The following is an 18,766-nucleotide window of genomic DNA, read 5'->3' as shown; positions in this document are numbered from 1 at the left end:
TTGCGCGCAGCCTTTTTTTAACTTACAGGAGGCGTTATGACCCGGTATCAGTTTCCGGACGGTTTTTTTTGGGGCGCGGCGGCATCCGGCCCGCAAACGGAAGGCGTAACCGACAAGCCGCATCGTTCCATCTGGGACAGCTGGTTTGCCGCTCAGCCGGAGCGTTTTTATCAGCAGGTGGGCCCGCAGGTCGTCTGCGATACCTACCGCCAGTATCCGCAGGACGTGGCGTTGATGAAGCAGACCGGCTTCAACTCCTTTCGCACCTCGATTCAGTGGTCGCGGCTGATCGCCGATTTTGAAACCGGTGCCCCCGACGCGGCGGCGGTGCGTTTCTATAACGACTACCTTGATGAGATGATCGAGAGCGGCATCGAGCCGATGATCAACCTCTATCACTTCGATATGCCGGAAGCGCTACAGGAGCAGTACGGCGGTTTTGAATCGGCCCACGTCGTCGAGCTTTTCGCCCGCTTTGCCCGCACCGCGTTCGAGCTGTTCGGCCATAAGGTGAAGTACTGGATAACCTTCAACGAGCCGATTGTTCCGGTGGAGGGCGGCTATCTGTACGATTTCCACTATCCGTGTAAAAAGGACGGCAGGCTGGCGGCGCAGGTGGCGTTTAACATCATGCTGGCCCACGCGAAGGCGGTGGGCGCGTTCCGCGAGCTGGCGCTCGAGAGTCAGATCGGCGTGGTGCTGAACCTGACGCCCTCCTATACCCGCAGCGACAGCGCGGAGGATAAAAAAGCCGCCTGGTATGCGGATCTGTTCTTTAACCGCAGCTTCCTCGATCCGCTGGTTAAGCACCAGTTCCCGAAGGAGCTGTGCGAAATTCTTGCCCTACACGGCTGCCTGCCGGAAATCGCAAAAGGGGATGCCGAGCTGATAACCTCCTCGCGCATCGATTTCCTCGGCGTCAACTACTACGTTCCTCGCCGGGTCCAGGCGCGTGAGAGCGACTACACGCTGGACTATTTTACCCCCGAGTTTTACTTCGAAAACTACGTTAATCCGCAGGGGCGCTTTAACCCCTACCGCGACAATAACGAAATTCTGCCGCAGGCGATTTACGATATTGCCCTTAATATCCGCGACAACTACCGCAATATCCCGTGGTATCTCGCTGAAATCGGCATTGCTATGGATCTGCAGTCCGAAGGGGAGCCGGGGGAGGACGGGGTGATTGAGGACGCGTTTCGTATCAACCTGATGGAGGAGCATCTGGTTGAGCTGCATCGGGCTATTGCCGACGGCGCCAGCTGCTTTGGCGTGCATCAATGGACCTTTATCGATAACTGGTCGTGGATTAACGCCTTCAAGCGGCGCTACGGTTTCTGGCGGCTCAATCTGCAAACCGGCGAGCGGCAGATCAAGCGCAACGCGCTGTGGTTTGCCGAGCTGGCCGCCGGTAACGGATTTACGGTCGAAAAATAGCCCTGCGCACGGGCCCCGGATTGCGGCAACGCCCTCTCCGGGGTTGTGCTCTGAAAGGGGCTACTTTTTTACCGCCGGCAGCGAGGCTATCCAGTTCATCGCCAGCCGGGGCCATTCGGCGGCGGGCAGTCCTCGGGCCCCGCGAATCCCGAAGCCGTGCTTGCCCTCGGCAAACAGATGCAGCTCCGTCGGCACCCGCTGGGCGCGCAGCGCGTTAAACATCGCCAGCGAGTTATCTACCGGCACCGACGGGTCGTCCACCGCATGCAGGATAAAGGTCGGCGGCGTCTCCGGGGTGACGTTCTGCTCCGGCGAATAGCGGTGCAGCCGTTCCGCCGTCGGTTCCTCGCCAATCAGCGCCCGGCGCGAGCCGGGGTGGGCAATCGTGGGATCCATAGAGATTACCGGATAGCCGAGCACCACGAAGTCCGGGCGCGCGCTCTGCCCGTCGATAGCATCCACGGCGGTATATACCGGCTCGTTGTAGCGGGTCTCCAGGCTGGCCGCGACGTGACCGCCGGCGGAAAAGCCCATGACGCCAATTTTGTGCGGGTCGATATGCCAGTCGGCGGCGCGCGCCCTCAGAAGACGCAGCGCGCGCTGGGCGTCGGCCAGCGGCGCGTCGCTGCCCTCCGCGTGGCCATCTGCCGGCATCCGATAGGTCATCACAAACAGGGTGTAGCCCTCGGCGTTGAAAACGGGGGCGAGGTCGCTGCCCTCTTTATCCAGCACCACCCGCTGATAGGAGCCGCCGGGGGTGACCAGCAGCGCAATGCCGTTGGGTTTTTCCGCCGCATAGACGGTAATTTCCGGCGCCCGAATGCCGGTGACGGCGCGGTCGGGCAGCGCCGGGTCCTGGCTGCGATCGACGAGGGCGTAGCGGGCAGGGCTGTTTTTGGCGCCGGGGGCTTCGCCGTCGGGCCAAACCGTCAGCGTCGGCAGCGCGGCCAGCGCCGCCTGAGAAGATAAAAGCAGCGCGACGGCCGCCGTCAGAGGTAAACGCGTCATGAGCATCTCCGTTATGGAAAATGCTTATTTATCATTGATTAGCGGCGGCTAACGCGAGTTGCCTCACAGAACGCCGTTTCACTTAAAGTGAAATGAAACGGCGTTTCTTATCTGACTCAGGCGCGGGTGGCGATCAGAATTGCCGAGGCCTTGATCAGCGCAATCACGCGGCTGCCCTGGGCGAGCTGCATCTCCTGCTGGCTTTCGTTGGTGACAACCGCGACAACCTCAAAACCGGCATCGGTTTGAATATGTACGGTGTCGTTGACCGCGCCCTGCGTTACGCGGGTCACGCTGCCGGCAAATTGGTTGCGCGCGGAGAACCTGAGGCCGCAGTCTTCGGTGGCGAGGGTGACCCACGGCGCTTTAATCAGCGCGATGGCCTCTTTTCCTGCGGCCAGGCCCAGCGCCTCCCTGCTGCTGTGGGTGACAATAGCCACCAGCTTTGCGCCGCCCGCGAGGGTTAATTCAACCTCATCGTTCACTGCGCCCGTGGCCACTGCGCTCACCGTGCCGGTGAGCTGATTACGTGCTGATACCGCCATAGAATCTCCTTGTGTAGCTGGTTGAGTGCGTGTCGAACCTATACTAGCTCATCTTTGGTAATGCCCAATCTTTTCATGCGAGACAGCAGGGTGGTGCGCTTTAGGCCCAGCCGCTGGGCGGCGCCTTTGGGGCCGGCAACCACGCCGTTGCTCTCTTTCAGCACCCGCACGATAAGCTGATACTCGTTCTCGCCCTCCTGCGGCAGAATTTCTGCCGCCATCGGCTCCGGCTCGATGTTCAGCTCGGGCATCGACAGCTGCAGCACGCTGCCGCGGGTCAGCAGCACCGCGCGCTCAATGACGTTTTCCAGCTCGCGGACGTTGCCCGGCCACTCCATGCGGCTCAGGGTGCGCAGGGTTTCCGCCGGAATGCTGTCGATATTGCGCCCCAGTCGGCGGGCAATTTTAAAGGTGAAGGCTTTGACCAGCAGCGGTATGTCGTCCGGACGCTCGCGCAGCGGCGGAAGGTGGATCGGGAAAACGTTGAGCCGGTAGTAGAGATCGCTGCGGAACTCGCGATCGGCGACCATCTGCCTGAGATCGCGGTTGGTCGCGGCGATCAGCCGCACGTCGGTGCGGATCAGCTTATTGCTGCCGAGGCGCTCAAACTCCTGCTCCTGCAGCACGCGCAGCAGCTTCGGCTGCAGCTCAACCGGCATATCGCCGACCTCATCGAGAAACAGCGAGCTTTTGTCCGCCAGCTCAAAACGACCGATACGCTGGGCGCTGGCGCCGGTAAAGGCCCCGCGCTCGTGGCCAAACAGGTCGCTCTCCAGCAGCCCGGCGGGCATCGCCGCGCAGTTCATTTTCACCATCCGCCGGGCGTTGCGGCCGCTGAGGTTATGGATCGCGCGGGCAATCAGCTCTTTACCGGTGCCGGTTTCGCCGAGGATTAGCACGGTGCTGTCGCTGTGCGCCACCATTTCGACCTGCTTGAGCACGCTGTGCATCGCTTCGCTGCGGCCGATTATCTCGCCAAACTCGCTCTCGACGTTGTTGAGCTGCTCGGTCAGCGCGAGGTTCTCATCCACCAGCCGCTCTTTCAGGCGCTGGATCTCGCGGTACGCCAGCGCGTTATCGACGGCGATCGACACGCGCTCGGCGATCTGGCGCAGCAGCTTCAGGTTGGTGGTGGTGAAGACCTTCTCATCGCACTGCGCCAGCTTCAGCACCCCAAGCAGGGTATTACCGGACATCAGCGGCAGCAGGCACAGGGTCTGAATCTGGTTATCCCACATCTCGAAGAGCATTTTTTCGTACGGCGCCAGGGAGTCGTGCTCGTGCAGATTGAGCAGCAGCATCTCTTTGCTTTTGAACACCCGCTCGGTCAGCGTCCCGGCTTCGTTGACCTCGCTTTGGTCGTGCACCGGATGGCTGGCGTCGAGGTAGTGGGTCGAGTAGATGTTCAGCTTGCCTTTGCGGCCGCTGCGCAGCACCACGCTGATGGCGTCGATGCGGAAATAGCGGTGGATCTCTTTGGCGACCTCGCTGACCAGCTCGTCGATATCCAGCCGGGAGAGCACGGCGTTGGTGATGGCAACCAGAATGCGGAAGTTATCGCGCTCGTGGCACAGCAGATCGTAATCAACGTTATTGCTGACCCGGCTCTGGATCTGCTCGGTGACCACGGCGACGATCTGCGTGAAGGTGTGCAGGCGCTGATACTCTTTTTCCGTCCACGGACGGGCATCGTTGCGGATAAATTCGCAGCCGCCGAAGATGCGGCCCTCTGCCGCCAGCGGCAGCAGGCAGTAATAGCCGAACGACGGGTAGAGGCCGCTATCGGCCAGCTGCGGCCAGGCTTCGACAAAGGTGGCGCGGTCGCAGTGCAGCGCGTCGGGGCGCGAGAGCAGGCGCCGCACCGGCCCGTGAGCGAGTACGGTCTCATCTTCGTAGCTCACCGGCAGGCCTGCTTCGTCGCAGGCGTATCTGGCCGCCCGGTGATTGCCGGCGTTCCACAGAAGAATAGAGGCGCGATCCGCCAGCGCGGACTGTCTGACCAGACGCGTCAGCGTTTCGCTCAGCGCGGCTAGATCGGGCTGCTGTAATAAAACTCGGGTGATGTCGAACAGACCCTGCTGTCCAAAATCGCCCAACGGTGTATACGACATTGCTTAAGTCCAAAAGCGCCGCAAAGCGGCGCAGAAGAAAGTGATGACACAAATAATAGTCTGTTAATAAAGCGGTTGTGACCGCCATTAACCCATCCGTGGGTGCCCGCTGGTTTGGGCTGGATAATCATGCTGGCTTTTCCCGGCTCGCGCTGCGCTTAGCCGGGCTACAGGTGGGCGCAGTGTTGTAGCCCGGATAAGGCGTTAGCCGCAATCCGGGGGCCCGCACCGTTAACAAATTCTCGGCAGCGGCTCGGCGTGAGGAAGATCCAGCGTGCGCTTAACGCCGTACAGGCCGACTGACCGCACGCCGCTGCGCGCAACCACTTCGCCAACAATCGCCGCGTGGCGGCCAAGCGGGTGGGCCCGCAGCCGGGCCAGCGCCGCTTCCGCCGCATCGCGAGCGACGGCGATAACCAGCTTGCCTTCGTTGGCAAAGTTAAGGGCATCGAGCCCCAGCAGTTCGCAAACGCCGCGAACGGTATCGTTGACCGGCAGCTCGCGTTCATTCAGCTCAATCCCGCAGCCGCTGGTGGCGGCAAACTCATGGGCTACCGCGTTAACGCCGCCGCGGGTGGCATCGCGCAGCGCTTTCACTCCGGGAAGGTCGCGCAGCGACTGAATCAGCGGGGTGAGTACCGCACAGTCGCTGGCGAGCGCCCCGTCCAGCCCGAGCCCTTCGCGTAAATTGAGAATGGTGGCCCCGTGATCCCCCAGCGTGCCGCTGACCAGCAGCACGTCGCCGGGCGCAATCTGCCGCGCTCCCCAGCGGATCGCCGAGGGGATTGCGCCAATCCCGGCGGTATTGATAAACAGCTTATCCGCCGCCCCGCGCGGCACGACCTTGGTATCGCCGGTGACGATGGCGATGCCCGCCGCCTGCGCGGTCTGCGCCATGCTGTTAACCACCTTCTCGAGGGTGGCCATCTCCAGCCCCTCTTCGAGAATAAATCCGCAGGAGAGGTAGCGCGGCAGGGCACCGCTCACCGCCACGTCGTTAGCGGTGCCGCACACCGCCAGCTTGCCGATATCGCCGCCGGGAAAGAACAGCGGATCGATAACGTAGCCGTCGGTGGAGAAGGCGAGGCGATCGCCCTGGGCGGCAAGCTGCGCCAGGTCAAGCCGCGCCTGATCCTCCTGCTCCGCCAGCCACGGGTTGGCGAAGGCCTGCATAAACAGGGAGGCGATCAGCTGCTGCATCGCCTGACCGCCGCTGCCGTGCGCTAACTGGATGCTTTTCATGCTTCGTTTTCCTGACTGCGATATTGATACCAGGCGGCGCAGGCGCCTTCTGATGAGACCATCAGCGCGCCGAACGCGCTTTGCGGATTACAGACCTGGCCGAATAGCGGACACTGATGCGGTTTGCAGCGCCCGGTCAGCACCTCGCCGCAGCGGGCTCGCGGGTCGTCGCAGACGCGCTGCGGCGTTGGGCGAAAATGGGCTTCGGCGTCGAAACGCTGATACTCAGGCGTCAGCCGAACGCCGGAATCGCTGATAACCCCAAGCCCGCGCCATTCGCTGTCGCCGGAGAGGCAGAACACCTCGGCAATCGCCCGCTGCGCCAGGGGGTTACCTTCATCAGGGACCACGCGACGATACTGGTTCTCGACCTGACTGCACCGCGCTATTGTCTGCTCAACCAGCATCACCGCGCCTTGCAGTAGATCAAGAGGTTCGAATCCAGCGACCACTAACGGTCGGCGGTAGTCGCTGGCGATAAACCCGTAGGCTTCGGTACCAATGACCATGCTGACGTGGCCGGGGGCGAGGAAGGCGTCGATACCGTTGTCCGCAGTATCGAGCAGGCTGCGCAGGGTCGGGAGCAGGGTGATGTGCTGGCAGAAAAAGAAGAAGTTTTCGACGCCGCGTTCGCGCGCCTGGCGCAGGGTCAGCGCGGTGGCGGGCATGGTCGTTTCAAAGCCCAGCCCGAAGAATACCACCTCGCGGTCGGGGTTTTGCTGCGCCAGCCTGAGGGCATCAACCGGCGAATAGACGATGCGCACGTCGGCGCCGCGCGATTTTGCCTGCAGCAGGGAGCCATTTTTTCCCGGGACGCGCATCGCGTCGCCGAAGGTGCAGAAAATAACCCCCGGACGGCCGGCAATCTCAATGCAGGCGTCAATGCGGCCCATCGGCAGGACGCAGACCGGGCACCCGGGGCCGTGGATAAATTCGATATTTTCCGGCAGCAGCTGGTCGAGACCGAACTTAAAGATGGCGTGGGTATGGCCGCCGCAGACCTCCATAATCCGCAGCGGGCGGGCGGCGGTATGCGGCAGCAGGTGAGCGCGCTCCTGCAGGTGTTCCACCAGCTGCAGCACCTGCTCCGGCGCGCGGTATTCATCAACGAAACGCATTATCGCTCCTCGCCGAACAGCAGGGCGCCGACGTCCGGCTCGACCTCAAACATATTTTGCAGCGCCGCGAGGGTATCGCGGGCCTCGGCTTCATTAATGACGCTCATGGCGAAGCCGACGTGCACCAGCACCCACTGGCCGAGCCGCGGCTGGCCCAGCTCATCGACGGCGCCCACCAGGGTCAGGTCGACCTCGCGCTGGATGCCGCAGACTTCGACCCTGGCCTGGCTGCCCTCAATGGCGCAAATTTGTCCCGGAACGCCTATGCACATTGCTGCGCCTCCAGCCAGCTGAGCCACTGCTCCATGCCCTCGCCGCTGGTGGCGGAAAGCAGGATTATCTCAATCTCGGGGTTCACCTCCCGCGCGCAGGCGAGGCACTGCTCAACGTCAAAGTTGAGGTACGGCAGGAGATCGATTTTGTTCAGCAGCATCAGGCTGGCGGCGGCGAACATATGCGGGTACTTCAGCGGCTTGTCCTCACCTTCGGTTACCGACAGGACCGCGACCTTGTGCCGCTCGCCGAGATCGAAGCTCGCCGGGCACACCAGGTTACCGACGTTTTCAATAAACAGGATGCCGCCATCGGCAAGCTCAAGGCGCGGAGCGGCCTCGGCGATCATCTGCGCGTCGAGGTGGCAGCCCTTGCCGGTGTTGACCTGAATGGCCGGCGTGCCGGTGGCGCGGATGCGCGCCGCGTCGTTGACCGTCTGCTGGTCGCCTTCAATCACCGCGCAGGCGCTTTTCGCCTTCAGGCGCAGCAGGGTTTCGCTCAGCAGGGTGGTTTTACCGGAGCCGGGGCTGGAGACCAGGTTCAGCACCAGCTGGTCTTTGGCCGCAAAGCGGGTGCGGTTGCGGGCGGCCAGGCGGTTGTTTTTATCCAGCACGTCAATTTCAACCTCCAGCATTTTACGCTGGCTTATTCCCGGCGCATGGGTACCCGCCTCGCCGTGGCCGTAGTGCAGGTCGCCCTCGGCAGAGCGGCTGGGGGTAAAGCCGTCGGTTTTGACGCCGGTAATGGTCATCGGCTGGCGCGTGGCCGGCGCGAAGGGGGCGCTGCGAAATGCCGAGTGGGGGTTACGTTCATCACCTTCTATATAAAGGTTGCCTTCCCCACAGCCGCAGGTGGTACACATAGTTTTACTCCTGATCTATCCCGTCATACTGCACGTTGTTTCTGTGCTGGCCGCGCTCGCGCGTCGGCCGCCGCGATCCCGGCCGAATCAGGCGGGGATCACTTCTATTCTTTGAATCTGTAAGCCGTCGTCCGCCACTATCTGCAGCCCGTCGCTCTGACACTGCGGGCAGCGCCGCACGTGCTGAGAGATCAGCTGCACGTACTGCTGGCAGGACTCACACCAGCATTCGGCCTGCTGCTCGGCGATATGCAGCTCGCAGCCTTCCGCCAGCGTGCCGCGGCACACCAGCTCAAAGCAGAAGGTCAGCGCGCTGGCCTCGACGCAGGAAAAGGCCCCAACCTTGAGCCACACGCCGCTGACCCGCCGCGCGCCGGCCTGCTGCGCCTGCTGTTCAATAATTTCCAGCGCCCGCTGGCTAAGAGTGATTTCGTGCATGGTGGCCTCCACATCGCCGTAATTGACCGTATATGCAATAACGATGCCAGGGCATCGGTACGGTCGGAGAAACTGTCGATGACGATGGCCTGGTGACGTCATCGACATGTCGCTGAAGGCCCCTGTTTTTATTAATTTCTTTAAATATCAATAATATAAAAACTGGCATGGAAAATGCTTGTGCAGTGCATCTCATGCAACCGGGGGATCCGAGATGACTATTTGGGAAATAAGTGAAAAGGCGGACTACATCGCCGATCGTCACCGCCAGCATCAGGAGCAGTGGCACACCTACTGCAACTCGTTGGTTCAGGGCATCACCCTGTCGAAAGCGCGCCTGCATCATGCGATGAGCTGCGCGCCGGACAAAGAGCTGTGCTTCGTGCTGTTCGGCCACTTTCAGGTGTTTGTCGCGCTGGCGGAAGGCTTTAACAGCCACACCATCGAATACTACGTAGAAAGCAAAAATGGCGAAGATAAGCGCCTGATTGCGCAGGCGACGCTGGCCTCCGACGGCACCGTCGACGGGCGCATCAGCAACCGCTCCCGCGAGCAGGTGCTGGAGCACTATCTGGCGATCGTGGCGACCGTGTACGACCGCCTGTATGAGGCCATGGAACAGGACCAGCCGGTGGATTTAAGCCATCTGCAGCGGGCCCACTAAGCGCAAGGTGTCGACGAGTGTCGAAAATGACATCTGCACCACCTGATTTCGTCAAAAATGACTTTCACCCGAGGAAGACCCGGTGAACCGTTTTGTAATTGCTGACTCCACCGTCTGTATCGGCTGTCGCACCTGCGAAGCCGCATGCGCTGAGACGCATCGCCAGCAGGGCCTGCAGGCGATGCCGCGACTGCAGGTCATGCGTAATGAAAAAGAATCTGCGCCGCAGATGTGCCACCACTGCGAAGACGCCCCCTGCGCCGCGGTGTGTCCGGTTAACGCCATTAACCGCATCGACGGCGCGGTCCAGCTAAACGAAAGCCTGTGCGTAAGCTGCAAGCTGTGCGGCATCGCCTGCCCGTTTGGCGCGATCGAATTTTCCGGCAGCCGGCCGTTGGATATTCCGGCAAACGCCAATACGCCGCTGGCGCCCGCCGCGCCGCCCGCGCCCGCCCGCGTCAGTTCGCTGCTCGACTGGGTACCCGGCGTGCGCGCCATCGCGGTGAAATGCGATCTGTGCCATTTCGATGAGCAGGGGCCCGCCTGCGTGCGTACCTGCCCGACAAAGGCGCTGCTGCTGGTGGATATCCGCGATATCGCCCAGGCCAGCAGGCGCAAGCGCGAGCTGACTTTTAATGCCGACCTCGGCGATTTGTCGCTGTTTCAGGCGCAACAGGGGGGCGTGAAGTGAACATCATCTCTTTAGTCAATCAGGCGGTGGTTTGGTACGCCGTCAGCGCCGTGCTGGCGCTGCTCTTTAGCGTGAGAAAGCCGCTCAGCGGCGCGATTGCCGGGATCGGCGGGGCGGTAGCCAGCGCGATGCTGATCGTCGTCGGAATGGGGACGCTGCTGATGCCGGGCCGGGTGAGCGCCGGGATGCTGCAGATGCTCTCCCTGCCGATTCGGATTAGCGGGATTAACGCCCTGTGGCTGCTGGCCATCGGCCTCTCGGCGCTGCCGATTTCGCTATTTAATATCTCCTGGCACCGTCATCCAGAGGTAAAAGCAAACGGCCTGCTGGTCAACCTGCTGCTGTCGGCCGCCACCTGCGCCGTCGTGACGACCAGCTTCGGCAGCCTGGTGGTGATGGCGGAAATTATGGCCCTGTGCGGCGCCTTCCTCACCGGCTGCGCGCAGTCCGGCAAGCTGTGGTTTGCGCTGGGCCGCTTCGGCACGCTGCTGCTGGCGTGGAGCTGCTGGCTGGTGTGGTCGTTTTACGGCACGCTCGATCTGGCGCAGATTAGCCTGCTGGCCGCCGGCGCCCCGCAGCAGATGCTGCTGTGGCTCCCGGCGCTGGTAGGCTTTGCGCTGCTGGCGGGAGTCATTCCGCTGCACGGCTGGGCGCCGCAGGCCCACGCCGACGCCAGCGCGCCGGCCGCCGCGCTGTTCTCCACTGTGGTGATGAAGGTGGGGCTGTTCGGCATCCTGACGGTCTCCCTGGCCGGCGGCGTGCCGCCGCTGTGGTGGGGCGTGCTGCTGCTGGTACTGGGGATGATCACCGCCTTTATCGGCGGGCTCTACGCGCTGATGGAGCACAACATCCAGCGCCTGCTGGCGTACCACAGCCTGGAAAATATCGGCATCATCCTGCTGGGGCTCGGCGCCTTCGTCACCGGCGTGGCCCTCAATAACGCCAGCCTGATGGTGCTGGGCTTTATCGGCGGGATGTATCACCTGATCAACCACGGTCTGTTCAAAACCACGCTGTTCCTTGGCGCCGGGGCGGTGTGGTTCCGCACCGGCCACCGCGATATCGAAAAGCTCGGCGGCATCGGTAAAAGAATGCCGCTGATTTCGCTCTCTATGCTGGTGGGCCTGATGGCGATGGCGGCGCTGCCGCCGCTGAACGGCTTTGCCGGCGAGTGGGTTATCTATCAGTCGTTCTTTAAGCTCAGCACCGGCGGGGCGTTTATCGGCCGCCTGCTGGGGCCAATGCTGGCTGTGGGCCTGGCGATGACCGGCGCTCTGGCGGTGATGTGCATGGCCAAAGTCTACGGCGTCACCTTCCTCGGCGCGCCGCGGAGCCAGCAGGCGGAAAACGCCACCTGCGCCCCGTGGCTGATGACCTTCAGCGTGGTGCTTTCCGCGCTCTGCTGCGTGATTGGCGGGGTGGCCGCGCCGTGGCTTCTGCCGCTGGTGGGCGGCGTGGTGCCGGCCCAGGCTCAGGTCGCGAGCGTGGTGTCGCAGCCGCCGATCGCCATTCTGCTGATCGCCTGCCCGCTGCTGCCGCTGCTGCTGATGATTTTCTTCAAAGGCGACCGCCTGCCGTCGCGCTCCCGCGGCGCGGCCTGGGTCTGCGGCTACGACCATGAGAAATCGATGGTGGTGACCGCTCACGGCTTCGCGATGCCGGTCAAAGAGGCTTTTGCCCCGCTGCTCAAGCTGCGCCACTGGCTAAACCCGGTACGCCTGATCCCCGGCTGGCACAGCGGCTCCGCGCCCGCGCTGCTGCGCAGCGTTGCGCTGATTGAGCTGGCGGTGCTGGTGGTTATTGTCATTTCACGAGGAGCCTGAGAATGAGCGTATTCGTTGCATTGTTGCAGGCGCTGGTGCTGTTTGCCGCCGCGCCGCTGCTGTCCGGCATCACCCGCGTTGCCCGCGCCCGTCTGCATAACCGCCGCGGGCCGGGCGTGCTGCAGGAGTATCGGGACATTATCAAGCTGCTGGGGCGCCAGAGTATCGGCCCAGACGCCTCCGGCTGGGTATTCCGCCTGATGCCCTACGTGATGGTCGGCGTGATGCTGACCATCGCCACCGCGCTGCCGGTGGTCACCGTAGACTCGCCGATGGCGGGGCTGGGCGACCTGATTACGCTGATCTATCTGTTTGCCATCGCCCGCTTCTTCTTTGCGATCGCCGGGCTCGACACCGGCAGCCCGTTTACCGCCATCGGCGCCAGCCGTGAAGCGATGCTCGGCGTGCTGGTGGAGCCGATTCTGCTGCTGGGACTGTGGGTGGCGGCGCAGGTTGCCGGCTCAACCCATATCAGCAGCATCACCGACACCGTCTACCACTGGCCCGCCGCGCGCAGCATTCCGCTGCTCCTCGCGCTGGCCGCCTGCGCTTTTGCCACCTTTATCGAAATGGGCAAGCTGCCGTTCGACCTTGCCGAGGCGGAGCAGGAGCTGCAGGAAGGGCCGCTGACCGAATACAGCGGCAGCGGCTTCGCGGTGCTGAAATGGGGGATTAGCCTCAAGCAGCTGGTGGTCCTGCAGATGTTTGTCGGCGTGTTTATTCCGTGGGGGCAGATGACCAGCTTTAGCATCGGCGGGCTGCTGCTGGCGCTGGTCGTCGCGGTCGTCAAGCTGGTGGCCGGCGTCCTGATTATTGCCCTGTTTGAAAACAGCATGGCGCGCCTGCGCTTTTGTGCCACGTCCCGCGTTACCTGGGCCGGTTTTGGCTTTGCCTTTTTAGCCTTCGTCTCCTTGCTGGTGGCGTGATTTAAGAGAGTTTTATATATGAACGAAGAAAAACCGGGTCAACGCTATCTCGCCGCGCTGCATCAGGCCTTCCCGGGCGTGGTGCTGGACGAGGCCTGGCAGACCAACGATCAGCTCACCGTCACGGTGAAGATCAACTATCTCCCGGAAGTGGTGGAGTTTCTCTACTACCGGCAGGGCGGCTGGCTGTCGGTGCTGTTCGGCAACGACGAGCGCAAGCTCAACGGCCACTATGCTGTTTACTACGTGCTGTCGATGGAGCAGGGGACCAAATGCTGGATAACCGTGCGCGTGGAAGTGGACGCCAATAAGCCGGAATATCCGTCGGTGACGCCGCGGGTGCCCGCGGCGGTATGGGGCGAGCGCGAAGTGCGCGACATGTACGGCCTGCTGCCGGTTGGCCTGCCGGACGAGCGCCGTCTGGTGCTGCCGGACGACTGGCCGGACGAACTCTACCCGCTGCGCAAAGACAGCATGGATTACCGTCAGCGCCCGGCGCCGACCACCGATGCGGAAACCTACGAGTTCATTAACGAGCTGGGCAGTAAGAAGAATAACGTGGTGCCGATTGGCCCGCTGCACGTCACCTCCGATGAGCCGGGCCACTTCCGCCTGTTCGTTGACGGCGAAAATATTATCGACGCCGACTACCGCCTGTTCTACGTCCATCGCGGGATGGAGAAGCTGGCGGAAACCCGGATGGGCTACAACGAAGTGACCTTCCTCTCCGACCGGGTGTGCGGCATCTGCGGCTTTGCCCACAGCACCGCCTACACCACCTCGGTTGAGAACGCGATGGGCATCGTAGTGCCGGAGCGGGCGCAGATGATCCGCGCCATTCTGCTGGAGGTGGAGCGTCTGCATTCGCACCTGCTCAACCTCGGCCTCGCCTGCCACTTCACCGGCTTCGACTCCGGCTTTATGCAGTTCTTCCGCGTGCGCGAGACGTCGATGAAAATGGCGGAGATCCTCACCGGGGCGCGTAAAACCTACGGCCTGAACCTGATTGGCGGCATCCGTCGCGACCTGCTGAAAGAGGATATGATCCAGACCCGCCAGCTGGCGCAGCAGATGCGCCGCGACGTGCAGGAGCTGGTGGAAATGCTGCTCAGCACGCCGAACATGGCGCAGCGCACCGTCGGCATCGGCCGCCTCGACCCGCAAATCGCCCGCGACTTCAGCAACGTTGGCCCGATGGTGCGCGCCAGCGGCCACGCGCGCGATACCCGCGCCGACCATCCGTTCGTCGGCTACGGCCTGCTGCCGATGGAAGTGCACAGCGAGCAGGGCTGCGACGTGATTTCGCGCCTCAAGGTGCGCATCAACGAGGTCTACACCGCGCTGAATATGATCGACTTTGGCCTCGACAATCTGCCGGGCGGCCCGCTGATGGTGGACGGCTTCACCTATATCCCACACCGTTTTGCGCTGGGCTTCTCGGAAGCGCCGCGCGGGGATGATATCCACTGGAGCATGACCGGCGACAACCAGAAGCTCTACCGCTGGCGCTGCCGGGCGGCGACCTACGCCAACTGGCCGACCCTGCGCTATATGCTGCGCGGCAACACCGTTTCCGATGCGCCGCTGATTATCGGCAGCCTCGATCCCTGCTACTCCTGTACCGACCGAATGACCGTGGTCGACGTGCGGAAGAAGAAAAGCAAAGTGGTGCCGTACAAAGAGCTGGAGCGCTACAGCATCGAGCGTAAAAACTCGCCGCTGAAATAAGGAGCCGCCATGTTTACCTTTATCAAAAAAGTCATTAAGACCGGCGCCGCGACGCACGCTTACCCGCTGGAGCCGATGCCGGTAGATAAAAACTTCCGCGGCAAGCCGGAGCACAGCCCCCAGCAGTGCATCGGCTGCGCGGCCTGCGTTAACGCCTGCCCGTCGAATGCCCTGACGGTGGAGACCGACCTCGTCACTCACCAGCTGGCGTGGCAGTTCAACCTCGGGCGCTGCATCTTTTGCGGCCGCTGCGAGGAGGTGTGCCCGACGGCGGCGATTAAGCTCTCGCAGGAGTACGAGCTGGCGGTGTGGAAGAAAGAGGATTTCCTCCAGCAGTCGCGCTTTGATATTTGCCGCTGCCGGGCGTGCGCGCGTCCTTTCGCCGTGCAAAAAGAGATCGATTACGCCATCGCGCTGCTGGAGCACAACGGCGATACCCGCGCCGAGCTGCACCGCGAAAGCTTCGAGACCTGCCCGGAGTGCAAGCGCCAGAAGTGCCTGGTGCCGTCCGATCGTATTGAACTGACTCGCCATATGAGAGAGGCCAGCTGATGAGCAATTTACTGGGCCCGCGCGATGAAAACGGCATTCCTGTGCCGATGACGGTAGATGAGTCTATCGCCAGCATGAAGGCATCGCTGCTGAAGAGTATTAAGCGTTCCGCCTACGTGTACCGCGTGGACTGCGGCGGCTGCAACGGCTGCGAGATTGAGATTTTTGCCACCCTTTCGCCGCTGTTTGACGCCGAACGCTTCGGAATAAAGGTCGTTCCGTCGCCGCGTCACGCCGATATCCTGCTGTTCACCGGGGCGGTGACCCGCGCCATGCGCTCACCGGCGCTGCGCGCCTGGCAGTCTGCGCCGGACCCGAAAATCTGCATCTCCTACGGCGCCTGCGGCAACAGCGGCGGCATCTTCCACGATCTGTACTGCGTCTGGGGCGGCACCGACAAAATTGTGCCGGTCGACGTCTATATTCCCGGCTGCCCGCCGACGCCGGCGGCGACGCTGTACGGCTTTGCCATGGCGCTGGGCCTGCTGGAGCAGAAAATTCACGCCCGGCTGCCGGGCGAGCAGGATGAGAAGGCGGCGGAAATTCTGCATCCGAATATGGTCCAGCCGCTGCGGGTGCGCATCGACCGCGAAGCGCGCCGCCTGGCGGGCTATCGCTACGGTCGGCAGATTGCCGATGACTATATGCGCCTGCTCGGCCAGGGCGACAGCCAGGTTGTGCGCTGGCTGGAGGCGGAAAAAGATCCGCGTCTGACCGAGATAGTCACCCATCTCAATCAGGTGGTTGAGGAGGCGCGCATCCGATGAGCGAAACGGTGGTGTTCAGCCAGCTGAGCCGTAAATTTATCGATGAGAATGACGCCACGCCTGACCAGGCGCAGCAGGTTGTCTATTACAGCCTGGCGATTGGTCACCATCTCGGGGTTATCGACTGCCTGGAAACGGCGCTGAGCTGCCCGTGGGATGAGTACCTGGCGTGGATCGCCACCCTTGAGGCGGGCAGCACCGCCCGGCGTAAAATGGAAGGCGTGCCGAAGTACGGCGAAATCGTTATCGACAGCAATCACGTCACCATGCTGGCCAACGCCTTCGATAAGGCGCAGGCCGGGCAGACGCCGGCACAGCAGGCGTGGAGCAGGCTGATGCTCAGCATGCTTCACGATATTCACCAGGAAAGCGCCATCTATCTGATGGTGAGGAGACTCCGTGACTGACGTTTTACTCTGCGTGGGCAACAGCATGATGGGCGACGACGGCGCGGGTCCGCTGCTGGCGGAAATGTGCGCGGCAAACCCGACGGGCGGCTGGGTGGTGATTGACGGCGGCAGCGCCCCGGAAAACGACGTCGTCGCGATCCGCGAGCTGCGCCCCGACCGCCTGCTGATCGTCGACGCCACCGATATGGGGCTTAACCCCGGCGAGATCCGCATCGTCGATCCCGACGACATCGCCGAGATGTTTATGATGACCACCCACAATATGCCGCTCAATTATCTGATCGATCAGCTGAAAGAGGACGTTGGCGAGGTGATTTTCTTAGGCATTCAGCCGGATATCGTCGGCTTCTACTATCCGATGACCCAGCCGATTAAGGACGCGGTCGAGGTGGTGTACGCGCGGCTTGATGGCTGGCAGGGGAATGGCGGTTTTGCGGCACTTGAAGCCGCAGAGGAGCCGGCGTTCCCCGGCTAAGCGCAGCGCGAGCCGGAAGTTCGGCCTGGGGGAGCAAGCGTACTTTTTTCCCGGGTCGCGGCGTAAACGCCTTACCCGGGCTACGACGACTTTTGTCACCCGTAGCGTTTGCCAGTCCCGGAGGCGATGCTGCGCATCTGTCCGGGCTACCGGTCCGCGGGCGTTGATGAACCTGTAGCCCGGCTAAGCGTAGCGCAAGCCGGGAAAATTTCCGTGTTGCAGGTGTTTGTTAAGCTGAGGCTCCCTCAGTCCGCGGGGCACACTACGCCAAATCTTCCCCATTGCTGGCAATGACCTTTTTATACCACCAGAACGACTTCTTGCGCTTACGGTCGAGGGTACCGTTGCCGGCGTCATCGCGGTCAACGTAGACGAAGCCGTAGCGTTTGCTCATCTCGCCGGTGGAGGCGGCCACCAGATCAATACAGCCCCAGCTGGTGTAGCCCATTACCGGAATACCGTCTTCGATAGCGTCGCCCATCGCTTTGATGTGCTCGCGCAGATAGCTGATGCGGTAGTCGTCGTTAATCTCGCCGTTGGCGTCGATTTCATCCCGCGCGCCGAGGCCGTTTTCCACGAGGAACAGCGGCTTCTGGTAGCGGTCATACATCATATTCATGGTGATGCGCAGGCCGAGGGGGTCGATTCCCCAGCCCCATTCGCTGGCCTGAATATAGGGGTTTTTTAACGACTTCACGATATTGGCCGCGTTGGTATTGCTGGCGTTCATCTCCGCCGAGGCGCAGCGCGAGGCGTAGTAGCTGAAGGAGACAAAATCGACGGTGTTGCGCAGGATCTCGTCGTCGCCCGGCTCTTTGACAATCGTCACGCCCTTCTCGCGGAACATCCGCGCCGCCCATACCGGCCAGGCGCCGCGCGCCTGCACGTCGATAAAGAGCAGGTTTTCGCGATCTTTCTCCAGCGCCATCCACACATCTTCCGGCTTGCAGGACCAGGGGTAGAAGTTGCCGCCCGCCATCATGCAGCCGACCTGGTTCTGCGCGTTTACCTCGTGGGCGATTTTGGTCACCTGGGCGCTGGCAATCAGCTCGTGGTGCGCGGCCTGGTACTTCACCTGATCCTGATTCTCCCCCTCTTCGAACGCCAGGCCGGCGCCGGAGTAGGGGCTATGGAGCATGATGTTGATTTCGTTGAAGGTCAGCCAGTACTTCACCAGCCCGTCGAAGGCTTCAAAGCAGGTGCGGGCGTAGTGGGTGAAGAACCCGACCATTTTGCGATTGCGCCACGAGCCGTACTCGGTCACCAGATGCATCGGCACGTCGAAGTGGCACAGGGTCACCAGCGGCTCGATATTGTGCTTTTTACACTCCTCAAACAGCGAGCGGTAGAAGGCGATCCCCTGCGCATTCGGCTCCTGCTCGTCGCCGTTGGGGAACAGGCGGCTCCAGGCAATAGAGGTGCGAAATACGCTAAAGCCCATCTCCGCCATCAGGGCGATATCCTCTTTATAGCGATGATAAAAATCGATCGCCGTATGGCTGGGGTAGAACTCATCGTCACGCAGCTGAAAGCGCTTTTCCAGCCCCAGCTTGACCGGCAGGCGCCTGGCGCCGTGGGGAAGGGTATCGACGGTGGTCAGCCCTTTGCCGCCCTCCAGATATGCCCCTTCAGCCTGGTTGGCGGCCAGTGCGCCGCCCCATAAAAATCCGTTTGGAAAAGTCGCCATGCGTTACCT

At 62.2% G+C, this 18,766-nt stretch carries 19 protein-coding genes; 10 read left to right on the top strand and 9 right to left on the bottom strand.

What is annotated here, in order from left to right:
• The first annotated feature begins 36 nt into the window (after positions 1–36).
• Entirely contained in the window at positions 37–1,437 is a 1,401-nt protein-coding gene (locus tag M2416_RS16930; protein WP_259225955.1) for a glycoside hydrolase family 1 protein, read from the top strand.
• 60 nt (positions 1,438–1,497) lie between these two features.
• Here M2416_RS16930 and M2416_RS16925 read toward each other — a convergent pair whose 3' ends face one another.
• From M2416_RS16925 to hypA, 8 genes are all read right to left on the bottom strand, one after another.
• Positions 1,498–2,445: an alpha/beta hydrolase gene (locus tag M2416_RS16925; protein ID WP_259225952.1), complete on the bottom strand. Its 948-nt coding sequence runs from the start codon at positions 2,443–2,445 to the stop codon at positions 1,498–1,500.
• A gap of 116 nt (positions 2,446–2,561) precedes the next feature.
• On the bottom strand, positions 2,562–2,990 hold the full coding sequence (locus M2416_RS16920) for a TOBE domain-containing protein (protein WP_259225950.1): 429 nt from the start codon (positions 2,988–2,990) through the stop codon (positions 2,562–2,564).
• A 38-nt stretch (positions 2,991–3,028) separates the two neighbouring features.
• Entirely contained in the window at positions 3,029–5,101 is a 2,073-nt protein-coding gene (gene flhA, locus M2416_RS16915) for a formate hydrogenlyase transcriptional activator FlhA (protein ID WP_259225948.1), read from the bottom strand.
• A gap of 231 nt (positions 5,102–5,332) precedes the next feature.
• Positions 5,333–6,343 carry a hydrogenase expression/formation protein HypE gene (gene hypE, locus M2416_RS16910; RefSeq protein WP_076946031.1) on the bottom strand — a complete coding sequence of 337 codons (1,011 nt, stop codon included), beginning with the start codon at positions 6,341–6,343 and terminating at the stop codon, positions 5,333–5,335.
• A complete protein-coding gene (hypD, locus tag M2416_RS16905; protein WP_259225938.1) occupies positions 6,340–7,461 on the bottom strand; it encodes a hydrogenase formation protein HypD in 1,122 nt (373 codons plus the stop codon). Before hypD ends, hypE begins: the two co-directional genes overlap by 4 nt.
• Entirely contained in the window at positions 7,461–7,733 is a 273-nt protein-coding gene (locus M2416_RS16900; RefSeq protein ID WP_259225936.1) for a HypC/HybG/HupF family hydrogenase formation chaperone, read from the bottom strand. Before M2416_RS16900 ends, hypD begins: the two co-directional genes overlap by 1 nt.
• Positions 7,724–8,596 (bottom strand): hydrogenase nickel incorporation protein HypB, encoded by an 873-nt coding sequence (hypB, locus tag M2416_RS16895; protein ID WP_259225934.1) that lies wholly within the window; start codon positions 8,594–8,596, stop codon positions 7,724–7,726. The genes M2416_RS16900 and hypB overlap by 10 nt, the downstream gene beginning before the upstream one ends.
• Before the next feature lie 87 nt (positions 8,597–8,683).
• Positions 8,684–9,034, bottom strand: coding sequence for a hydrogenase maturation nickel metallochaperone HypA (gene hypA, locus M2416_RS16890; protein WP_041146902.1), 351 nt, complete (start codon positions 9,032–9,034; stop codon positions 8,684–8,686).
• Positions 9,035–9,248: 214 nt separating this feature from the next.
• Between hypA and hycA the strand changes: the two genes are divergently transcribed.
• From hycA to hycI, 9 genes are all read left to right on the top strand, one after another.
• Entirely contained in the window at positions 9,249–9,698 is a 450-nt protein-coding gene (gene hycA, locus M2416_RS16885; RefSeq protein ID WP_041146901.1) for a formate hydrogenlyase regulator HycA, read from the top strand.
• An 82-nt stretch (positions 9,699–9,780) separates the two neighbouring features.
• A complete protein-coding gene (locus M2416_RS16880) occupies positions 9,781–10,389 on the top strand; it encodes a 4Fe-4S dicluster domain-containing protein (RefSeq protein ID WP_041146900.1) in 609 nt (202 codons plus the stop codon).
• Positions 10,386–12,212, top strand: a complete 1,827-nt coding sequence (gene hycC / locus M2416_RS16875; protein ID WP_259225923.1) for a formate hydrogenlyase subunit 3 — start codon at positions 10,386–10,388, stop codon at positions 12,210–12,212. The genes M2416_RS16880 and hycC overlap by 4 nt, the downstream gene beginning before the upstream one ends.
• Positions 12,213–12,214: 2 nt before the next feature.
• Positions 12,215–13,138 carry a respiratory chain complex I subunit 1 family protein gene (locus M2416_RS16870; protein ID WP_259225919.1) on the top strand — a complete coding sequence of 308 codons (924 nt, stop codon included), beginning with the start codon at positions 12,215–12,217 and terminating at the stop codon, positions 13,136–13,138.
• 18 nt (positions 13,139–13,156) lie between these two features.
• The gene (gene hycE / locus M2416_RS16865; RefSeq protein ID WP_045857645.1) at positions 13,157–14,866 is read left to right on the top strand and encodes a formate hydrogenlyase subunit HycE; all 1,710 of its coding nucleotides are present in this window, start codon (positions 13,157–13,159) and stop codon (positions 14,864–14,866) included.
• Between the two features lie 9 nt (positions 14,867–14,875).
• Positions 14,876–15,418, top strand: coding sequence for a formate hydrogenlyase complex iron-sulfur subunit (locus M2416_RS16860; protein WP_076946039.1), 543 nt, complete (start codon positions 14,876–14,878; stop codon positions 15,416–15,418).
• Complete coding sequence (locus M2416_RS16855; RefSeq protein ID WP_041146895.1) at positions 15,418–16,185, top strand: NADH-quinone oxidoreductase subunit B family protein; 768 nt, start codon at positions 15,418–15,420, stop codon at positions 16,183–16,185. The genes M2416_RS16860 and M2416_RS16855 overlap by 1 nt, the downstream gene beginning before the upstream one ends.
• Positions 16,182–16,592 carry a formate hydrogenlyase maturation HycH family protein gene (locus M2416_RS16850; protein WP_041146894.1) on the top strand — a complete coding sequence of 137 codons (411 nt, stop codon included), beginning with the start codon at positions 16,182–16,184 and terminating at the stop codon, positions 16,590–16,592. Before M2416_RS16855 ends, M2416_RS16850 begins: the two co-directional genes overlap by 4 nt.
• The gene (gene hycI / locus M2416_RS16845) at positions 16,585–17,070 is read left to right on the top strand and encodes a hydrogenase maturation peptidase HycI (RefSeq protein ID WP_115192051.1); all 486 of its coding nucleotides are present in this window, start codon (positions 16,585–16,587) and stop codon (positions 17,068–17,070) included. Before M2416_RS16850 ends, hycI begins: the two co-directional genes overlap by 8 nt.
• 262 nt (positions 17,071–17,332) lie before the next feature.
• On the opposite strand, the gene M2416_RS16840 is transcribed toward hycI, so the two are convergent.
• Positions 17,333–18,757, bottom strand: coding sequence for a 6-phospho-beta-glucosidase (locus M2416_RS16840; protein ID WP_259225913.1), 1,425 nt, complete (start codon positions 18,755–18,757; stop codon positions 17,333–17,335).
• Positions 18,758–18,766 lie beyond the last annotated feature (9 nt).

The sequence above is a fragment of the Klebsiella sp. BIGb0132 genome, from assembly GCF_024810075.1.
GTDB lineage: Bacteria > Pseudomonadota > Gammaproteobacteria > Enterobacterales > Enterobacteriaceae > Klebsiella > Klebsiella terrigena.
The sequence above is the reverse complement of the archived record's forward strand: the minus strand, read 5'-3'. Positions and strand labels throughout refer to the sequence as shown.